The 20,654-nt window shown below is 61.9% G+C and carries 11 protein-coding genes; 9 read left to right on the forward strand and 2 right to left on the reverse strand.

What is annotated here, in order from left to right:
• Positions 1–98 precede the first annotated feature (98 nt).
• Both ACSQ84_RS34610 and ACSQ84_RS34615 read left to right on the forward strand, forming a co-directional pair.
• Positions 99–15,116 (forward strand): VCBS domain-containing protein, encoded by a 15,018-nt coding sequence (locus ACSQ84_RS34610; RefSeq protein ID WP_436216240.1) that lies wholly within the window; start codon positions 99–101, stop codon positions 15,114–15,116.
• A 314-nt stretch (positions 15,117–15,430) separates the two neighbouring features.
• The gene (locus ACSQ84_RS34615) at positions 15,431–16,243 is read left to right on the forward strand and encodes an aspartate dehydrogenase (RefSeq protein ID WP_436216241.1); all 813 of its coding nucleotides are present in this window, start codon (positions 15,431–15,433) and stop codon (positions 16,241–16,243) included.
• Positions 16,244–16,283: 40 nt separating this feature from the next.
• On the opposite strand, the gene ACSQ84_RS34620 is transcribed toward ACSQ84_RS34615, so the two are convergent.
• Positions 16,284–16,553: a hypothetical protein gene (locus ACSQ84_RS34620; RefSeq protein ID WP_436216242.1), complete on the reverse strand. Its 270-nt coding sequence runs from the start codon at positions 16,551–16,553 to the stop codon at positions 16,284–16,286.
• 509 nt (positions 16,554–17,062) lie between these two features.
• Between ACSQ84_RS34620 and ACSQ84_RS34625 the strand changes: the two genes are divergently transcribed.
• From ACSQ84_RS34625 to ACSQ84_RS34635, 3 genes are all read left to right on the forward strand, one after another.
• Positions 17,063–17,461 carry a hypothetical protein gene (locus ACSQ84_RS34625; RefSeq protein ID WP_436216243.1) on the forward strand — a complete coding sequence of 133 codons (399 nt, stop codon included), beginning with the start codon at positions 17,063–17,065 and terminating at the stop codon, positions 17,459–17,461.
• A gap of 23 nt (positions 17,462–17,484) precedes the next feature.
• Entirely contained in the window at positions 17,485–17,697 is a 213-nt protein-coding gene (locus tag ACSQ84_RS34630) for a hypothetical protein (RefSeq protein ID WP_436216244.1), read from the forward strand.
• An 81-nt stretch (positions 17,698–17,778) separates the two neighbouring features.
• A complete protein-coding gene (locus ACSQ84_RS34635) occupies positions 17,779–17,955 on the forward strand; it encodes a hypothetical protein (protein ID WP_436216245.1) in 177 nt (58 codons plus the stop codon).
• 79 nt (positions 17,956–18,034) lie between these two features.
• Here the strand turns inward: ACSQ84_RS34635 and ACSQ84_RS34640 are convergent, their stop codons facing one another.
• Entirely contained in the window at positions 18,035–18,211 is a 177-nt protein-coding gene (locus tag ACSQ84_RS34640) for a hypothetical protein (protein WP_436216246.1), read from the reverse strand.
• Positions 18,212–18,243: 32 nt separating this feature from the next.
• On the opposite strand from ACSQ84_RS34640, the gene ACSQ84_RS34645 reads away from it, so the two are divergent.
• From ACSQ84_RS34645 to ACSQ84_RS34660, 4 genes are all read left to right on the forward strand, one after another.
• Positions 18,244–18,828 carry a hypothetical protein gene (locus tag ACSQ84_RS34645; protein WP_436216247.1) on the forward strand — a complete coding sequence of 195 codons (585 nt, stop codon included), beginning with the start codon at positions 18,244–18,246 and terminating at the stop codon, positions 18,826–18,828.
• Positions 18,728–19,366, forward strand: a complete 639-nt coding sequence (locus ACSQ84_RS34650; RefSeq protein ID WP_436216248.1) for a hypothetical protein — start codon at positions 18,728–18,730, stop codon at positions 19,364–19,366. Before ACSQ84_RS34645 ends, ACSQ84_RS34650 begins: the two co-directional genes overlap by 101 nt.
• Before the next feature lie 79 nt (positions 19,367–19,445).
• Positions 19,446–19,790, forward strand: coding sequence for a hypothetical protein (locus tag ACSQ84_RS34655; RefSeq protein WP_436216249.1), 345 nt, complete (start codon positions 19,446–19,448; stop codon positions 19,788–19,790).
• Between the two features lie 578 nt (positions 19,791–20,368).
• Positions 20,369–20,578, forward strand: a complete 210-nt coding sequence (locus tag ACSQ84_RS34660; RefSeq protein ID WP_436216250.1) for a hypothetical protein — start codon at positions 20,369–20,371, stop codon at positions 20,576–20,578.
• The last annotated feature ends 76 nt before the right edge of the window (positions 20,579–20,654 follow it).

Below are 20,654 nucleotides of genomic sequence, written 5' to 3' on the forward strand. Positions count from 1 at the left end.
TTACTCGTGGGGCCTGTTGGGGCCTTCAAACATCCAATCAAAATCCGCGGATTGATCTGACACCGTCAGACCAACCGATTTTTCGTGAGGGCAATACTATGGCAAATTCACCAGCAATCATTGGTACACCCACCAACAAGGATGTCACCGAAGATACGAATTTGCAGCTTTTGGTCGCCTCTGGATTCATCCCGATCAGTGATGCCAACCCCGGACAGGCTGTTTTCAAGACCACGGTAAAATCAGCCATTGGCACCTTGGGAACGCTGACGATCGCCGCCAACGGGGCCTATACCTACTCGGTCGCCAACAGTGCCGTTCAGTATCTGGGAGCCAACAAGACCAAGGTCGAGACCTTCACGGTGACGTCGGTCGACGGCACAACCAAGCAAGTCAGTTTCACGATCAAGGGCACCAATGATGCGGCCGTGATCGGCGACCCCGCGGTATCCCAGGTCAGCGAAGATGTCGGTATTTCCAGCGGCAAACTAAAAGCCACCGGCACGCTGTCGATTTCGGATGCCGATCAGGGCGAGGCTTCGTTCCAGACGACGGTGACTTCGGTCGGCAGCAATCTTGGAACGCTGACGATCGCCGCGAACGGAGCGTACACCTACTCGGTCTCCAATTCTGCCACGCAATATCTCGGCGTCAACGACACCAGGACCGAAACGTTTGCCGTGACGGCGCTTGACGGCACCACCAAGCAGATCAGTTTCACAATTCAAGGCAAGAACGACGTCGCGGTGATCGGCACGCCGACGATGCGCAACACGAGCGACACCGGCGGATCGTCGTTGACGGCGTCAGGCACGATCTCGGTCTCGGATGTCGATCAGGGCCAGGCCGCGTTCAATACGACGGTGGCTCAAGGCGCCAATCTGGGAACGCTGTCACTCAACGCGAACGGATCATACACCTACTCGGTTGCCAAAAGTGCCGTGGGCTATCTCGGGGCGGGCGCCACCAAAACCGAAACGTTCACGATCACTTCGGTGGACGGCACCAGCAAGCAGGTGAGCTTTGTCATCAAGGGTATCAACGATGCCGCAGTCATCGGCACGCCAACCGTCAGCAACGTGACCGAGGATGCCACGGCGCAGCCGATCCTGTATGCCTTCGGCTCGATCTCGATCACGGACCCCGATGCGGGCGAAGCCGCGTTCAAGACGGCGCTGATCAGCGGCCAGGGCGCGCTCGGCACGTTGGTGCTGCTGCCCAACGGCAGCTACAGTTATTTTGTTGCAAGCTCGGCCGTGCAGCATCTCGGCGCCGGCGATACCAAGATCGATACATTCACGGTTACCTCGAAGGACGGCACCACCAAGCAGGTCTCCTTCACGATCCACGGCACCAACGATGCCGCGGTGATCGGCACGCCGACCCATCGCGACGTCACGGCCAATCCCAATGAGACGACGTTGACCGCGACGGGTTCGATCTCGATCTCGGATGTTGATCAGAACCAGGCGTCGTTCAATACGACGGTGGTTTCGGCAGCAGGCAATTTCGGCAATCTCGTGCTCAACAGCAACGGCACGTACACCTACTCCGTGCCGGAGAGCGCAGCCGAGCAGCTCGGCATCGGCGGCACCAAGGTCGATACGTTCACGGTCACCTCGTTCGACGGCACGACCAAGCAGGTCACCTTCACCGTTCATGGTCCCACGTCGGCCAACCAACCCGCGGTGATCGGAAACCCGAGCGTTTCGAGTGTCTCCGAGGACGCCGCGGCGCCGGATATCACCGCGACCGGCACGATCTCGATCTCCGATGCCGACGCAGGGGAGGCCGCCTTCCAAGCCACGGTCACCTCGGCAGCGGGAAATCTCGGCACGCTCTTGCTGTCCAGCGACGGCAGCTACACCTACACGGTGGCTAACAGCCTCACCCAATCGCTCGGCGCCGGCAGCACCAAGGTCGATACTTTCACGGTCACGTCGCTCGATGGCACCACCAAGCAGGTAACCTTCACCATCAACGGCGCCAACGACGCTGCCGTCATTACCGGTACCAATACGGCGAACCTGGCGGAAACGAACGCGATTCTGAACGCTGGCGGAACGCTGAGCGCCACGGACATCGATGGTGCGGCTACTTTCACGGCGCAGAGCAACGTGGCGGGCAGCAATGGTTATGGCCACTTCTCCATCGACTCGGCGGGCGTGTGGACCTACAGCACCGATACCGCCCACGATGAATTCGTGGCCGGCCAGACCTATACCGACAGTCTGACGGTCGCGACCGCGGATGGTACGTCTCACGTCATCACGGTCAGCATCCTCGGCGCCAACGATGCCGCCGTCATTACCGGCACCAACACCGCGAACCTGGCGGAAACGAACGCGATTCTAAGCACTGGCGGAACGCTGAGCGCCACGGATGTCGATGGTGCGGCCACCTTCACGGCGCAGAGTAACGTGGCGGGCAGCAACGGCTACGGCCACTTCTCCATCGACTCGGCGGGGGCGTGGACCTATAGCACCGATACCGCCCATGATGAATTCGTGGCCGGCCAGACCTATACCGACAGCCTGACGGTCGCGACCGCCGACGGTACGCCTCAAGTCATCACGGTCAGCATCCTCGGCGCCAACGATGCCGCCGTCATTACCGGCACCAGCACGGCGAACCTGGCGGAAACGGACGCAATTCTGAACGCTGGCGGAACGCTGAGCGCCACGGACGTCGATGGTGCGGCGACCTTCACGGCGCAGAGCAACGTGGCGGGCAGCAACGGCTATGGCCACTTCTCCATCGACTCGGCGGGAGTGTGGACCTACAGCACCGATACCGCCCGCAACGAATTCGCGGTTGGTCAGACCTACACCGACAGCCTGACCGTCACTACCGCGGATGGCACGCCTCAAGTCATCACTATCAGCATCCTCGGCGCGCAGGACGCCCCGACGCTGAGCGTCGCGACTGCCAGTGGTCTCGAGGACACCGCGATTCCGTTGACGATCACGTCGACGCTGGTCGATTCCGGTTCCACATTGGCGCTGACGATCACCGGTGTGCCGGCCGGCGTTACCCTCAACCATGGCACGCCGGATGCCGGCGACAGCAGCATCTGGCACCTCAGCGGTTTGGATCTGGCAGGCCTCGCCCTTATTCCGGCGCCCGACTTCTCCGGCACCATCAATCTGTCGGTCACTGCAACCAGCACGGACGATGCGTCCAGTTCGCAACTTTCGACAATCGCGCAGACGCTGACGGTGAACATTGCCGGCGTTGCGGACGAGCCGGACCTGGCGGGACCGTCAACGATTTCCGAGATAGCTTCTGCTGCCCCGATTCCGCTCGGACTGCATCTCGAGCTCAACGACCTTTCGGAAACTCTCTCGGTCACCATCAAGGGTGTGGCTGGCAACTACATTCTCTCCAGCGGCGAGAAGAACGACGACGGCGACTGGGTCATCACGGCAGGTCCCGGGCAAGACCTTGGAGCCATCATCGAAACACTCACGATGCTGCCGGGAACGCCTGGCCTGGGCGCGATCGACACGTTCCACCTGGAGGTGACCGCGACCTCCTCCGACGGGATCAGCACCGCATCGACCTCCATCGACGTAGTCGTCGAGGTTACAGCTCCCGAAGGCTATCAGGACGGCCTCGTCTCCGACGGCTATATTTCCGGCGCGACGGTGTTCGCCGACGCCAACGGCAACGGCACCCTCGACGCCGGTGAGTTTTCGACCACTACCCGGTCCGACGGCACCTTCACGCTGACCGGCGGCACCGGCAATCTGGTGATGTTCGGCGGTGTCGACGTCTCCACCGGTCTGGAGTTTCTCGGCGTTCTCAGTGCGCCCAACGGCTCAACCGTCGTTACGCCGCTGACCACGCTCGTCACCGCATTGGTGAGCGCGGCGACGGCCAACCTCGATCCGCAAGATCCTGGCTACGAACAAGCCCTGGAGGATGCGGCTGTCGCAGCGCAGGAGGCGATTGCAACCGCATTCGGACTCGAGCCCTCGATCGACCTGCAGAACTTCGATCCTGTGCAAGCTGCGGCGGCGGGCGATCCCAACGCGACGGAGATTCTTGCCGCAGGCATTCAGGTTCAGACCACGATTGCGCAGATTACAGCGGCGGCCGGATCGGCCACCACAGGCGCGGATGTCGTGTCTGCGGTAGCAACCGCGATTTCAGACGCGGGAGGCAGCACGGTCAATCTGTCCGATACTACGACCTTGACCTCGATTATCGTGGACGCGGCACCGAGCGCGAGCACCGCAACAATCAATGCCGCCACACAAATCGTGTCAGAGGCCAATGCGGCTATTGCGAGCGCCGCCTCCGGCACCGGCGACGCGCTTGATATTCTGACTAGCTTGGCCCAGGCGGCCACTGTGGCGCTGGGGCAAACGACGGATGCGCTGGCTGCTGCTGCGGGTACCGGCGATTTTACTGCCGCCGTTAACGAAAACACCGGCGGCGCTCTGACGACCGCGATCCAGACGGCGGAAGTGGGCGACCCCGACGGCTCGGAGGTCGGCACCTCCGGCAACGACACTATCTCGGGGGCCGGCGGCAACGACGTCATCGATGGTCTCGATGGCAACGACACGCTCAGCGGCCTCGGCGGCAAGGACACCATCCACGGCGGCAACGGCAGCGATACCATTCTCGGCGGCGAGGGGGATGACAAGCTTTACGGCGATGACGGCAAGGATCTCCTGACTGGCGGAGCGGGTGATGACATCATCGACGGCGGCAGCAACTTCGACCGCGCGACTTATGCCGATGCGACCGGCGGCATCACCGTCAATTTGCTTACAGGAACCGTAACCGGCGCGGGCATCGGCAGCGATACCCTGATTGCCGTAGATGGCTTCATTGGCAGTGACTTCGACGACCATTTCGACGGCGCGGGGTTCACTGGAACCGCCGGATTGCCCGGGTCTATCATCGGTTTCAGCGAATTCGAGGGTGGCGGAGGCGACGACGAGATCATCGGCGCGACGAATACGCTGGGCCATGCCCTCACGCGGGTGAGCTACCTTGGCGCATCTGCCGGTGTCACCGTCGATTTGCAGACCGGGCAAGCCTTCGGAACTGACGCGGCAGACGTTGCCAACGTCGGCCACGATACGATCAGCAACATTCTTAACGTCTGGGGTTCGAACTACGACGATATCCTTCGCGGAAGCGATAACGGACCCGGTTCGTTCGAGGCCTATGAAGGCCGTCGCGGCAACGACACCATTGAGGGGCGCGGCGGCTACGATGTCGTCGTCTATGCGACCGACCTGACAACCACGACAGGCATCACTGTCAACATGGCAACTGGAACGGTGACCGGCGATGTAACGGTCGGCACCGACACGCTTCGGCAGGTAGAGGCCGTGCGCGGCACGAACTTCAACGACCTGTACGACGCAACGAACTTCGGTACGGCGGGCACTGCCAATATCGGCTCGTCGGGTACCTTCAACGACTTCCAGGGCGGGGGCGGTAACGACACGGTCATTGGCAACGGCGCCACGCGCGTCAATTTCTCGAGCGCATTGGCTGGCGTGACGGTCAACCTGCAAACCAACTTGGGCCAACCCGGCGTTACCGCGACGAACGTTGCCGGTACCGCGACCGGCGCCACCGAAGGCGCCGACACACTGACGGGCGTCAATGCCGCGCAAGGGTCGTCATTCAACGACACGTTGCTTGGAAGCAATTTCAACAACACCCTGACCGGACTGGGCGGCGACGACATCATCGACGGCCGCGGCGGCTTCGATACTGCGAGCTACAACAGCATGACCCTTAGCACCGGGGGCATCGCCGTGATGCTCGCCGCCGGAACCGTGACGGATAATGTCAGCGGTGTAATCGGCCAGGACACGTTGCAGTCGATCGAAGCCATTCAAGGCACCCATTTCGCCGACACCTTCAACGCGACAGGTTACGGCCTGGCGGGCGCCCTCAATGTCGGCAACAACTTCAGCTTCAACCAGTTCGAAGGTCTCGGCGGCAACGACACCATCACTGGCAACGGCAACACGCGTCTGGGCTATTTCAACGCGACCGCGGGCGTCACGGTTGTGTTCACCGGTTCAGGCAGCGGCACGGCTGTCGGCAATGCGTCGGTCGGCACGGACACCTTTACACTCGTCAACAGCATCACCGGATCCGGGCATGGCGACAGCATCACGGGCGACGGCACCAACAACGCCTTCGACGGCGGCGCCGGTGACGATACCATCAATGGCGGCGGCGGCAGCGACACCATCACCGGTGGCGCCGGCAACGATACGATCGAGGGCGGCAGCGGCTTCGCCGATATGGCGGTCTATACCGGTGCGCGCAACCTCTACACCATCAATCTGACCGGGGCGGGTGTCGGATCCGTCTCTGGACCGGATGGCAGCGATACCTTCACCGGCATCGAGGTCCTGCAATTCAGCAACCAGTATCTGCTGACGACGTCGGGCCTCGCCGGTTCGCCGGTCAACGTGACCGGGCTGAATTTCATTGGAGGCGTTGCGGTCGGAACGCTGACTGGCACAGGCGATGACTTTCTGACGATCGGGCAGCAGCTTTCCAACCGCTTGATCGATCTCGGTGGTGGTACCGGCGACACGATCACCCTCGGTGTGAGCGGCTTTTACAACCTCAATCTCGCCAACGTCGAGAGTTTGAAAGGCTCCGGTGCCGATGATTTCCTCAGTCTGGTAGCCAACGCCAACGGCCTGGCGATCGATTTGGGTGTAGGAACAAACGACGTCGTTAATCTCGCCGGCGGTATCAACGCCATCAGCGTGGTCAATGTCGAAAGCATCAATACGCAGGACGGAATTGTTGGCAGCCCGGTGTCGAACGACACCCTGACCTTGCTGAATAGTGTTACCGGTCTCACCGTCAATCTGCAGCAAGGCAATAACACCCTGAATTTGGCTGCCGGCGCCAACTCGCTCGTCAATGTCTTCAATATCAACACCATCAATGGTACCGGATCCGACGACGCACTTACGATTTCGAACGGAATTAACGGCTCCACGGTCAATCTCGGCGGCGGAACCGATACGCTGATCCTGACCAACGGGTTCAATACCCTTGGGCTATCCGGCGTAGAAAACGTTTTCGGTGGAACGGCCGACGATTTCGTCAACCTGCAGAACATTGTTTCAGACGTCACCTTCGATCTCGGCAACGGCAGCAACGACACTCTCACACTTTTCAGCGGAATCAACTCAGTCGGCGCCGTCGGTGTCGAAACCATCAACGTCAACGAGGCAGTCGCCAGCGACGATACGCTCACGCTGACGAATCTTGTCAGCGGCCTCTCGGTCAATCTCGGCCTTGGAACCAACACGATCAATCTGGCCGCGGGAAGCAACTCGCTGAACAACGCCTTTGGGACGAACATCATCAACGGCACGTCGTCCGGTGATACGCTCACCGTCGTCAACGGACTCTATCAGTCTACCGTCAATCTCGGCGACGGCACCGATACGCTGATCCTGACCAATCCGACGGGTTTCAGCACGCTTGGCCTCGTCGGCGTTGAAAATGTGGTTGGCGGGACGGCCGACGACTACATTGTCCTGCAGAACGAAGTGACGGATGTCACGTTCGATCTCGGGACCGGCAACGATACCCTCATTCTTGCCAACGGTTCGAACTCCGTCGGCGTCGTCAGCGTCGCAGCCATCAACGGCAGCGACTTCGGGGATCCGTCCGACGACACCCTGACGCTGCTCAGCAACGTGACCGGCATCAACATCAATCTCGGTGACGGCAACAACACGCTTAACCTCGCGGCGGGCACCAATTCCGTGCAGGGTTACGGCCTCGACACCATCATGGGTACCGCGTCGGCTGACGTGCTCACCACGCTGGAGAACGCCCAGGGCAGCACCATTGATCTTGGCGCCGATATCGACACGCTGAACCTTGGCGTCATCGCCACCGGCGTCACCGTCAAGAACATCGAGAACGTCAACGGCAGCGAATTCAACGACACCATCACGATCGCAAATACCTCCGGAACCACCACGGTGACCGGCGGATTGGGAACCGATTTCATCACCGCCAGCGCCGGACAGGACAACATCCGCTACACCAGCGCAGGGCAGGCCGGGGTCGGGGGAGGCGAAACCGTCAACGACTTCAACGCCGCCGTTGATACGATCGTGCTCGATCACGTCGCGGGCCTCGCCGGCGACATCCATTTCGTCAACAGCGGCGTGTTCACCGGAACGCCAGGGAACTCCGAAGCCCGCCTTCTCAACGGCAATGTTCTGCAGATCGACCTGGACGGTGACGGCGCGGGTGACATGGAGATCACCCTCAACGGCCTGACCGGCACCCTGACCGACGACAGTTTCGTGACCTCCGGAGTCAACCACGCTCCGTCAGACATTTCGCTTCTCGGATCGTCAGTGGCCGAGAACAGCGCCGTCAATACGGTCGTCGGCACCTTGTCCGCCTCCGATCCGGACGCCGGCGACACGTTCACCTTCAGCATCGTCAACCCGAACGGGATGTTCGCGATCAGCGGCAACAATCTCGTCGTCGCGGGTCCGATCGACTACGAGGCCGGCGCGTCACAGCAAGTGACAGTACGCGTCACCGACGCCAGTGGCGCGACGAAAGACGAGGTGTTCAGCATCGGCGTCACCGATGTGAACGACGCACCGACGGTCAACTCAGGCGCGACCGGTACTGTTGCCGAAAACGCGGCAACCAGCACCGTGGTCTATCAGGCAACTGCCAGCGACCCGGATGCCGGCGACACGATTGTCTGGAGTCTCTCGGGTGGTACCGACGCAGCCGCCTTCACCATCGACACCAATGGCCAGGTCACGCTGAACAGTTCGGCGGATTACGAGGCCAAGAGCTCCTACAGCATCAACGTCGTCGCCACCGACGGGGGGAATCTGTTCAGCACCAAGGCGGTGACGATCAGCGTCACCGACGTCAACGAGGCGCCGACCAATATCGCGCTCAGCGGCAACTCGATCGCCGAGGGCAGCGCCAATGGAGCGGTCGTCGGCACGCTGTCGGACACCGATCCGGACGCGGGCGATTCCGCGACCTACATGCTGACTGACAATGCGGGCGGCCGCTTCGCCGTCCTCAACGGCCAGATCATCGTCGCCGGCGCGCTCGACTTCGAAACGGCAACGTCGCATCAGATTACGGTCCAGGTGACGGACGGCGGTAACAACACCTTCACCAAAAACTTCACCATCGGTGTGACCGACGTGGCCGGTGTTACCTCGACCGGTGGCGCCAACGGCGACACGCTGGTTGGAACTTCCGAAGCTGACACGCTAAACGGCCTTGGCGGCAATGATTTGCTCAAGGGTCTGGCCGGCAACGACGCCCTCGATGGCGGGCTCGGATTCGACCGGGCGGATTACAGCGACGCCACCGGCGGCATCACGGTCAACATGGCGGCCGGCACGGTTACCGGCCCGGGGGTCGGCAGCGACACGCTGGTCGGAATCGAGGCTGTCACCGGCAGCAACTTCGCCGACACCTTCAATGGTGCCGGGTTTACCGGTTCGACCGGCGTAACCGGTATCGTTGTTGGCCAGGACGATTTCGAGGGCGGCGGCGGCGATGACACCATCATCGGCACCGTGAATGCGCTTGGCCAAATGACGACCCGTGCCACCTACGTCAGCGCGACCAGCGGTGTGACGGTAGATCTTGGTGCGGGCACCGCCGACGGCGATCTGAGCGTTGGCCATGATACGCTCTCGAACGTCAATTCGATCGTCGGATCGAACCATAACGATACGTTCACCGGTAGCGACAATGCGGCCTTCACCTACGAGACCTATGAAGGCCGGGCAGGCAACGACTTCATCGATGGTCGCGGCGGCTTTGACCAGGTGAACTATCAAAACGACCCGGCGACGACGTCGGGCATCGTGGTTCAACTGGCCGCGGGCACTGTGACGGGTGACGCCTCGGTTGGCACCGATACCCTCAGCAACGTCGAAGCGGTTCGTGGCACGATCCATGACGACATCTTCAACGCGACTGGCTTCGGAAGTGCCGGTGCGACCAATGTCAGCTCTGGCGGGGCCTTCAACGACTTCGGCGGGGCGGCCGGCAACGATACGATCATCGGTAACGGCAGTACCCGGCTGAATTACCAGTCGGCGGCAAGTAGCGTCAGCGTCGACCTCGAGACCAGCGCGCCTGGAACGACCGGGGTCACCGTCGCCGGCGTCGCCACCAGCGCCACTGAAGGGACCGACAGCTTTACCGGCGTCAACGCCGTGCAAGGCTCGATGTATGGCGATACGCTGCTGGGCAGCAGCTTCAACAATACGCTTACCGGACTCGGCGGCGACGACTTCATCGACGGGTACGGCGGGTTCGACACCGCGGGCTATAACAGCCTGAGCACCGTCACCAGTGGCGTGACGGTCAACATGGGAGCGGGGACCGCTTCCGGCGACGCGTCGATCGGCACGGATACGCTGCGCGACATCGAAGCTGTCCAGGGCACCATGCTGGCCGACAGTTACAACGCGAGCACCTACGGCACGGGAGGTGCGCTGAACGTCAGCACCAGCAACGGCACCTATAACCAGTTCGAGGGATTGAGCGGTAACGACACCATCACCGGCAACGGCAACACGCGGCTCGTTTACACCAACGCGATGTCCGCGGTAACGGTCGACATCGCTGCCGGCACTGCGACCGGCGATACGTCGGTTGGCACCGACATCTTCTCCGGCGTCAACAGCGTCAACGGCTCGGGCTTCGGGGATACTCTCCAGGGCGACGTGAATAACGAGGTTTTCCTCGGCTTGGCTGGCGACGACGAGATCGATGGTCGCGGCGGTTTCGATACCGCGCTCTATAGCGGCTTCAATACGACTGCTGGCGTCACCGTCGACATGGCGTCCGGTGTCGTCACCGGGAATACCTCGGTCGGAACGGATACGCTCCTCTCGATCGAGAGCGTTCAGGGTACCAATTTTGGCGATAGCTACGTGGCGACCGGCTACGGCGAGGCGGGCGCACTGAACGTCAGCGACAGCAATGGCAATTTCAACCAGTTCCAGGGCCTGGCCGGCGACGACACCATCACCGGCAACGGCAACACCCAGATCTCGTATTCCAACGCGAGTGGAGCCGTAGACGTCAATCTCACGACCGGAATTGCAACCGGCAACGGATCGGTCGGCACCGACACCATCACCGGCGGTGTCTTCAATGTTTTCGGATCCAACTTCAACGACACCATCGTTGGCACCGCCAGCGCAGACAGTCTCTCCGGCGGCAACGGCAACGACACCATCACCGGCGGCGCCGGCAATGACGTCCTTACCGGCGGTGCGGGAGCTGACAGACTGGTATTTGCGACCGGGGCCGGGGCCGATACCATCACCGACTTCGTTCCGGGCGACCAGCTTGACCTGACCGGCGTCAACGGCATCTTCAGCTTTGCCGACGTTCAGGCCAATGCGACCCAGGTTGGCTTGGATACATTGCTGACGTTCGGCAGCGACAGCATCACTCTGAAGAACGTCACAGCCTCCAACCTCGTGGCGGGCGACTTCATTTTCGGCGCCATCATCGGCGATGCCAACGCCAATACGCTGTTCGGCACCTCCGGCGACGATACCATCCAGGGTCTCGGCGGCAGCGACCGGCTGCAGGGTATGGACGGCAACGATACGCTCGACGGCGGACAGGGCTTCGACCGGGCCGGGTATAGCGACGCGACAGGTGGCATCACCGCCAATCTCGCGGCGGGCACGGTGTCGGGAGCGGGGGTCGGAAACGACACGCTGATCAATGTCGAAGGCATTGTCGGCAGCGCTCACAATGACACGCTGAATGCGGCAGGGTTTAGCGGCGACACCGGCATCGCGGGCACCGCTTTCGGCTTCAACGAAATCGAGGGCGGGGGCGGGGACGACACCATCACCAGCGCCGTCAACAGCCAGGGCGCGTTGCTGACCAAGATTTCCTACGCCAACGCGGCGAGCGCCGTTACCGTCGACCTCACGGCGCACACTGCAACCGGCGGTGACGGCAATGACACCCTTTTCGGTGCGGGGTTTGCGAACGTCGTCGGTTCCGGACATGCCGACCAGTTGCTCGGCAGCACCAATGCCAACGGCACGGTCGAGGTCTTCGAAGGCCGCGCTGGCAACGACACGATCAACGGTCGGACCGGCTTTGACCGGGCGGACTACGCGCAGGACCCGCTGGCGCAGGGGGTGGGCATCACGGTAAACTTGGCTGCGGGACAAGTGATCGGCGACGCCACGCTGGTTGGCACGGATACGCTTATATCCGTCGAATCCGTTCGCGGCACGAATAGCGCGGATACCTTCAATGCTTCCGGTTTCTCCGGCACCAGCACCAATGCCGGCTCCAACGGCACCTTCAACGAGTTCAACGGTATGGGGGGCAACGACACCATCACGGGTAACGGCGCTACACGGGTTACTTATGTTAGCGCGACCGGAGGAGTCACGGTCAACCTGCAAACCGGCGGCACAGCGGGCACAGGTACCGCGTCTGGCGACGCGTCGACCGGTGACGACACCTTCACTGGCGTCAACGCCATCCAGGCGTCGATGTTCAACGACACGCTGAGCGGCAGCGACATCAGCAACAATCTCGCAGGCCTCGGCGGCAACGATTTCATCGATGGCCGTGGCGGATTCGACACGGCAAACTACTACAACGTCTATTTCTCGACCGGCGCGATAACCGTCGACTTCGCAGCAGGCACAGTAACGGGTGACGCATCGGTCGGTTCTGACACGTTGCGTGGAATCGAAGGCGTCCAGGGAACCAACTTCAACGACGTGTTCGTCGCCACGAATTTCGGCACTGGTGCATACTCCGACACCTCGCTCTATAATGTTGGCAATGCAGGCTTCGGCAACTTCAACCAGTTCGAAGGCCTCGGCGGCAACGACGCCATCACCGGCAACGGCAACACGCGCCTCATCTACAGCGGTGCGGCCGACGCGGTGACGATCAACCTGCTGGCGGGCACGGCCACCGGCGGCAGCACGATTGGCAGCGACACGTTCGTCGGCGTCAACAGTGCGACCGGCAGCAACTCGAACGATACCTATAACGCTGCCGGGTTTACCGGGATCACCTCGGCGGGATCGTTCGGCACCTTCAACCTGTTCGAAGGCCTGGCGGGCGACGATACCATCACCGGCAACGGCAACACGCGCGTCTCCTATTCCCAGGCTGGCGGGGGTGGGGTCAACGTCAGTCTGGCGTCGGGTGTCGTCAGCGGCGTGGCCGGTGCGGACTTCATCACGGGCGGCGTCAACAGCGTCCAGAGCACAAATCAGGTCGACATCCTTACCGGCGGCTCCAGCGATGAATCCTTCTTCGCCGGCGGAGGCGGCGATACGATCAATGCCGGCGACGGCAACGACGGCATCACCGGCCAGGGCGGCAGCGATACCATCGATGGCGGCAACGGCACCGACATGGTGAGCTTCACCGGCGCTCAAGGCGGTTACACCATCAACTTCGACGTGCCCACCGCGGGCAAGATCCAGGTCGTGGACGGTACGGCAAACCGCGACTTCACGGACGTTCTTAGCAACGTGGAGGTCCTGGCGTTTAGCGACGCAATCCTGCTGCTGTCGTCAGGTACTGCGGGGACTCCGATTGATATCTCGACACAACAGCTGACCGGCAACAGCACGGTGACAGGCACCAACGGTGACGACTACCTCCGTATCGGAAGCAATATTTTCGGCCACCAGATCAATTTGGGGGCAGGGGCGGCGGACACCGTCACGCTGAACAGCAGCAGCTTCGGCAGTGGCTTTACGCTCAATCTGTTTGATGTGGAGAACGTCACCGGCAGCAGCAGCGACGAGTTCGTCAACCTGATGAGCAATGCCAATGGGCTGATCATCGACCTCGGCGGCGGCAATGACAATCTCGGCCTTGCCGGTGGCACGAACACGCTCAACATCACGGGTGTAGATAGCATTGGCGGATCGGACTTCGGCGCCACGCCCGGCGTCAATGACGTGCTCAACCTGCTGAGCACGGTGAGTGGCTTAAACATCTCCCTCGGCAACGGCGACAACACGATCAATCTTGCCGCCGGCGCGAATTCATTCACGAACATCTATGATATCAACCACGTGAACGGAACCACAGGCGACGACACGCTGACGATCGCCGGCGCACTCTCCGCGGCGAATGGCAGCACCGTCGATCTTGGCGATGGCGAGGATAGACTTGTCCTTGCCGGAAACTTCGCAGCATTCTCCGCCGTCGGTATCGAGTACATCGACGGCTCGGCCTCGGACAATCAATTGAGCCTGGCCAGCATCGTCAGCGGAATTGAAATCGACCTCGGCGGGGGGGCCGACTCGGTCTCCCTCGCCAGCGGCGTGAACTCGCTTAGCATCGTTGGCGTCGAAGATCTCGGCGTAAACGATTTCCTAGTTCCGTCGGACGATACAGTTTCGCTTCTGAACGCCGTGTCGGGCGTCACGGTCAATCTTGGGATGGGCACGGCCAATACCCTGAACCTAGCCGCCGGCAACAACTCCTTCGATAACCTCTGGAGCGTCAATCTCCTCAATGGAAGTTCATCGGACGATACGCTGACCTTGTTTGGGAACCCCGCCAGTACAATCGATCTCGGCGACGGCAACGACACCTTGAACTTCACCCAAACGGCGTTCAACGTCACCGTTGTCGACGTCGAAAACGTCAACGGCAGTGCCAACTTTGACACCATGATCATCGGCGGCAACTCGACGGGAATCACGACCGTCACGGCCGGCGTCGGCGGAGATGCCATCACAGGCAGTGCGGGACAGGAGAATTTCCGCTTCACCAGCGTGGGTGACTCCACGATCAACGGGGTGCGGGACACCATCACCGACTTCGATGCCAGCAACGATACGTTCACGTTTGAAGGGATTGCCTACAACGGGGATCATATCGAATACGTCGGCACCAGCGACTTCAGCGGCAGTGGCCAAGCCGAGGCGCGCTATCTTACCACCACGCCGGGCCACGACATGCTGCAGATCGACCTCGACGGCGACGGAGTGATGACGGCTAGCGACATGGAGATCGGCGTGGCCAGCTACACGGGCACGCTGCAGAATTCCAACTTCCTGCTGGTGTAGGGGCAGGCGCGTCAGACCCATACCTGGAAGCCGCGCCAAGCGCGGCTTCCTTCGTTTCTGCAATTTGAAGCAGCGCAGTCTGATGGATTTTTGGGCTGGAGAATCCCGAATTTTCGTTGCCGCGCAAGTGTGCGCCGCTTGAGAAATCGGGCGATCTGACCGTGCGCTGGACTGGCGATCTCCACCCAGCGGCCGTATGAAGCCGAAACACCCGGCCGGTGTTGCGAAACCCGAAGTGACCGCGCCGCGATGCTCGACGCGCGTCCTGAAAATGCTATGCAGGGCAGGCCAGCGATTCCTGCGGAGTTCGTAACATGCCACCCCCTTCAAGGCGCGTCGCCGTCGTCGGCCTTGGTCCGATCGGGCGAAAGGTCGTGGAAGCCCTGGATCAGGGCATCGACGGCATGGTCCTCGCCGCGGTATCGATCCAGGACCCGGCGAAGCATCGCGAATTCCTCGCCGGATTGACGCGGCCGCCGGCCGTCCTGCCAATCGATGATCTCTGCGCGGCAGCCGATATCGTGATCGAGTGCGCGCCGAGCAAGCTGGTTCGATCGATCGTCATGCCGTTCGTCAGCCGTGGAAAAACCGCTGTCGTCCTGAGCGTGGGGGCGCTGCTCGAGCACGAGGATCTCATCGCGCTTGCCAGGCAAAACGGCGGCCAGATCGTGGTGCCGACCGGCGCACTGATCGGTCTTGATGCGGTCACCGCCGCCGCGGAAGGCAAAATCCAGTCGGTCAGGATGGTGACGCGAAAACCGCTCAACGGTCTCGCCGGGGCGCCTTTTCTGGTCGAAAACAATATCGACATCGCCGGCATCGCCGAGCCCTTGATGATTTTCGAGGGCACCGCGCGGGAGGCCGCCAAGGGATTTCCGGCGAACCTCAACGTTGCCGTGGCACTTTCGCTGGCGGGCATTGGACCCGACCGGACCACGCTGCAGATTTGGGCCGATCCCACCGTGACCCGCAACGTGCACCGCGTTGAGGTCGAATCCGATTCTGCGCGCTTTTCGATGACGATCGAGAATATCCCGTCGGAAAACCCGAAGACCGGCCGCATCACCGCGCTTTCGGTCATTGCCTGTCTGCGCAAGCAGGGGTCTGCCCTGCGCGTCGGAACCTGAGCACCTTCCGGATCAGGTCCGTCGCGGGCAGGAGAGGGCGTTACTTCGTCAACGCCATCCAGCGTTCGGTGGCCCCGATCGCCGCCGCCCAAAGCGGATCCGCAGGCTGGCCGCGGTGCAGCGCCTTGCCGACCTCGCAGATCGCCATGAATGCAGCCGAGCGTGCTTCCTCGACCTCCAGCGGCGCTTCGCCGCTTCCCTGAACCAGGCCGACCAGTCCGTTCAGCATCGGCAACGCCAACTGCGTGGGCTGAGCTTCGGCAGCCTTCAAGGCCTCAAACACCTGCGTCGCCTTCTCGAGATCATTCATGGCCACTCGCCAAAGCCCGATGGATGAAAGCCCAGGATAGCAGGATGGGCTGAATATACGTCCAATATACTGGCGGAAGGGGTGGGATGTGACCTGATACCGCAGTTTCAATAGCTTAGCACATCGAACTGTAAAAAAGTTTGCCACACGTCATCGCCTGCCGGCGTCGCCACAACCGCTACACCCCAGCGGCCTTGATCCGGTGTGCGGTGATCCTGTGAATATCGGCAGATCTCCCGCGCGGCATGGGCTATTTTCCGACAGGCGCGGATAGGGTCGCTCCCGACCGCTGGTTCCGCCCGGGTTTCCGCGCGCAACGTCGCCGGCGCCTGTGGAGGCGCGATGAAGAAGCCCCGAACACCGGGCCCCATCGATGACAGGGAGCACGTCGAGAGGCTGCTGATTGCGGCGAAGCTGCCGCCGATCGCCGACATGCGCGAGCTGTAACGGCGATCCAGGACGCGCTCCGAACCTATGTCACCGCCAGCGCGGTTCCCGATGACAACCTCGTGCGTCACGAGATCACGGCGCTGTATTACGCCGCATTGCGGCGCAGGTACGGCGAGGCGGCCCGCCGCATCGACGAGCTCTCGCCGCGAACGCGGACCTACCTCGAGAAGCGCAGCGATCGGCCCAGCGTGTCGTGGACGCTGCCCGACTCCGACGCGCTCCGAGGCAAGGCGACGCGGGAGGAGGCATGCCGGATTATCCAGGGCCTGCTCTCGCGAGGCGGCAAATGGCAGCCGGGCCGCCTTCGGGGCGACGAGCGCCGGCCGCAATGGGTACCGGAGCTCTACGCACCGACGCCGGAGCCGCATCCACCGAAGCGCCAGGCCGAGCACGCGCTGATGCTGGCGCTCGCGCTGATCTACTGGAACGCAACGGGGCGCGCCCGGCGTTCACCGTAAATCGTCGCGCAGAGGGACCGTTTGTGCGGCTCGCAAAGACTTGCCTGAAGCTGGTGGGGTCGGCGGCGGCCGACGCCGTCTCGATCATCAGGACCGTGCAGTGGCAGCGCCTCTCGGTGCATGTGGTGTTCGAGCTGCGGACGATGCGGCGCGAACTGATGTGGGAGCTGTTCGAATTCGATCAGCAGGAGCGTCATCTCCGGGGCGGTGGGGCGCGCCGTAAGAAATCTTTCTGACAGGCCCCAACGGGCGAAAGACCGCCCGTCGTTTTCGGAGCACGCTGACCTCACTTACCCCACAGATGCGAGCGTGTCCCCATGCCGACGACCCTGGTTCCTCTCCGTATCGAGCTCTCGATGCGCACGGAGGTCCGCGATTATCAGCGCCGTGAGGAAGACCTGCCGCCCCTGTCCGAAGCGGTGCGCCGCCTCCTCCGCCTCGGCCTCCGGCATGCGCAGACCGATCAACACCGCAAGAAGAAAGCCGCCACCTGAAACGCGAAGGGCCGCCTCATCGGCAGCCCCTCGGTCTCTCACCGCGTTCACAGCGCGACAAGAAGGTAACGCAATGACATTAAATATAGAAAATGCGCGCGCTGTTCAACCGCGACCGATGACGCATCGGCTCGCCGATGGCTCCGAGATCACCCTCGCGGCCGGCATGTGGTGCGGCGAGTGCGGCGACGATCTCCGCGCCGTCGATGCCGAGCTGCTCGAGCCTGGCGTCCGTCTGGTTTGCCGCTGTGGACATCTGATCTGGCACTACGACCCGAGGGCGCGGTCATGAAGATCGCCTCACCAGACAGCGCCCTGATCGCCGCGATCACCAAGATCGCACCGGCGGCGGCCGTCATCAAGCTGAAGACCGATCGGAAGCCGCCGCCCGACGTCGCGGTCGGCATCATCGCAAGCGGCAGCGCGGTTACGTTCGCTGTCACGAACCAGCGCGCCGGCATCAGCATCATTGCGAGCACGGCCGCGAAGATCATGACGGCCGGCGAGACGACGACATCGGCGACCAGGCTGATCGCGCTGCTGTCCGCCTTCGCGCCCAACACAACAATCCAGATCACGGCAGAGGGTAGTGGCATCAAGATCAGCAGTGAGAAGAGCACATACCACCTGCCGGCGCTGCCCGATCCGCCCGCGGCGTTCGCCATCGATCACGAGCTTGGCCGCATCGAGCTGGCGCGTGCGGATTGCCTGAGGCTGCTGGAGGTTCTGCCGGGCCGTCGCGACCGAGCAAAGCCGATATTACCTGTGCGGCTTGCACCTTCACAACCTCGAAGATCAGTTGGTCGCGGTCGCCACCGATGGCACGACCTTGCTGACCGCCGCTGTAACAGCGGATCATTTCAGCGACGATGACCGGTTCATCATCCCGACGCCAACAGCCACCATGCTGCGGCGGCTGCTGCACCAGACGAAGAGCGACGAGATCACCCTGCGCCGCTCGCGTTCTCTATTCTCGGTGACCGCACCCGGCTCCTTTGAACTTGTCACTGCGCTGATCGATGCGAGCTACCCAGCCTACCGCGCCATCATGCCGCGTGGCGCCGGCAACTCAGCCACGTGCCAGCGGGCCGAATTGCTCGGCGCATTGGCACGGCTCGAGCCGGTAGCGAGCGGGCTGGTCCGGCTCTCGTGGGAAGAAGGCGACACTGATCTGCTGGTCTCACTGCCGCAGCAGCCGGATGCCGGGGTCGACACGCTCGCGGCGCAGACCATCGGCCGTGCCAGCATGGCGTTCGACCTGGCTCGGCTCGCGCCGATCATCAGGGAGTTCGACAACGACGCCGTGTGCCTCGACGTCACCGAGCGCGCACTTCTGATCCGTCAGGGAGAGAAAACCGGCGTGCTGGCGTGCTGCCGCTGGGACGAGAAGGACGCCGTCGCCGCTGCTTAACCGATCAACCCAACCCGCAGCCGATCCGCCGGCGCACGGCCTGGCCTGCGTTTCATCAGAGCGCCATAAGGAACAGCCTATGGTAGATGCAAGGAAGTACGTGACCTCGAGCTTCATCACGCTCGCCGATGTGGCCGAAGGGCCGCTCCGCCTCACGATCATGAAGGTTGCCGATGGCAAGAACAACAAGCTCGACGCGACGTTCGAGGAAGGGTTCTCGCTGTCGCTCAACGCGACGAACACGAAACGGCTCGTGAAGGCGTTGGGCGCCGACACCGACGGCTGGATTGGCCAGGTGATCGAGGCCTACGCCGGCGAGATCACGTACGAGGGCAAGGATCAGCCGGCGGTCGTGGTGCGGCCGATGACCAGCTTCTGTGGAAACATAGGGAATATCCATCTGTCATACTCGCTGGGAACGTAGACCCTGAGACTAACCAGCGGCAGCGCATACTGCGAAAGGCAACGTGCTCTTCTCGCTATGGGCGTCGTTTCGCTCTCGCCTCACTAACACTTCACTGCAAAATGCCAAGTCGCGATCGGGGCATCCGCTCGAGCGTGCAGCGCGAGGCAGCCATGCGAGAGCCTTGCTCTGGAGCGCTTCCAGTCCGAAGGCGCGCGCTCCAGAGCAACATGGCGCGCAGAAAGAAGCGTCCAGAATCTTTCGTATTCTCGATCATGCGACGGCTTCGCTTTCACATAAGTACTGCTGATTGGGTGATTGAAGGATCATGGTGCATCTGAACGACCACGTTGCTCCGGCGATGTAATGAAGTCGTGCGGTACTGGTCTTGCACCGCTCGCGCGTCCCGTACCATTCCGATATACCGTGTCCGTATTTGTACGGAACGGAAATTACGAGTTACCTCCGAAACTCCGAGCCGCACTATTCAGCGGCAATGACAGCTTTCAGGCCAAATATTATAACGCATCGTGTTGGCGCCGACTTTGTCTGCCAACGGCAACTGCACAAATTCATCTTCAAAGAAGGGATTTTCTCCGATGTTGAAATATTACGTCAAGACCACCGAAGCGTTCAAGCATCTGCGCACGGACGAGAATGGCGTGGTATCGTTCGAGTACATTATCGTGGCGGCCTGTATCATCGGCGCCGTGGTTGCGGCGTTCGGTACCGGAGCAGGTGGTGCCATCGCGACGGCGCTGACTGGCGGGATCACGGCTATCACAGCCGCTTTCACCGCAGCCGTGTAGTACGGCCATCTAACCCGGAGGGGGGCATTGGAATGTGCCCCCCGGTTTTTAATGTGACCCCACTTCAAGTTTATTA

This window comes from Bradyrhizobium sp. LjRoot220 (genome assembly GCF_964252915.1).
In the GTDB taxonomy this organism is placed as follows: domain Bacteria; phylum Pseudomonadota; class Alphaproteobacteria; order Rhizobiales; family Xanthobacteraceae; genus Bradyrhizobium.

Excerpts from the sequence above, each read along its gene's own strand:
- ACSQ84_RS34660 (WP_436216250.1), top strand. The coding sequence starts at position 20,369 with ATGTTGAAATATTACGTCAAGACCACCGAAGCGTTCAAGCATCTGCGC.
- ACSQ84_RS34635 (WP_436216245.1), top strand. The coding sequence starts at position 17,779 with ATGCCGACGACCCTGGTTCCTCTCCGTATCGAGCTCTCGATGCGCACG.
- ACSQ84_RS34610 (WP_436216240.1), top strand. The coding sequence starts at position 99 with ATGGCAAATTCACCAGCAATCATTGGTACACCCACCAACAAGGATGTC.
- ACSQ84_RS34620 (WP_436216242.1), bottom strand. The coding sequence starts at position 16,553 with ATGAATGATCTCGAGAAGGCGACGCAGGTGTTTGAGGCCTTGAAGGCT.
- ACSQ84_RS34645 (WP_436216247.1), top strand. The coding sequence starts at position 18,244 with ATGAAGATCGCCTCACCAGACAGCGCCCTGATCGCCGCGATCACCAAG.
- ACSQ84_RS34640 (WP_436216246.1), bottom strand. The coding sequence starts at position 18,211 with ATGTCCACAGCGGCAAACCAGACGGACGCCAGGCTCGAGCAGCTCGGC.
- ACSQ84_RS34615 (WP_436216241.1), top strand. The coding sequence starts at position 15,431 with ATGCCACCCCCTTCAAGGCGCGTCGCCGTCGTCGGCCTTGGTCCGATC.
- ACSQ84_RS34655 (WP_436216249.1), top strand. The coding sequence starts at position 19,446 with ATGGTAGATGCAAGGAAGTACGTGACCTCGAGCTTCATCACGCTCGCC.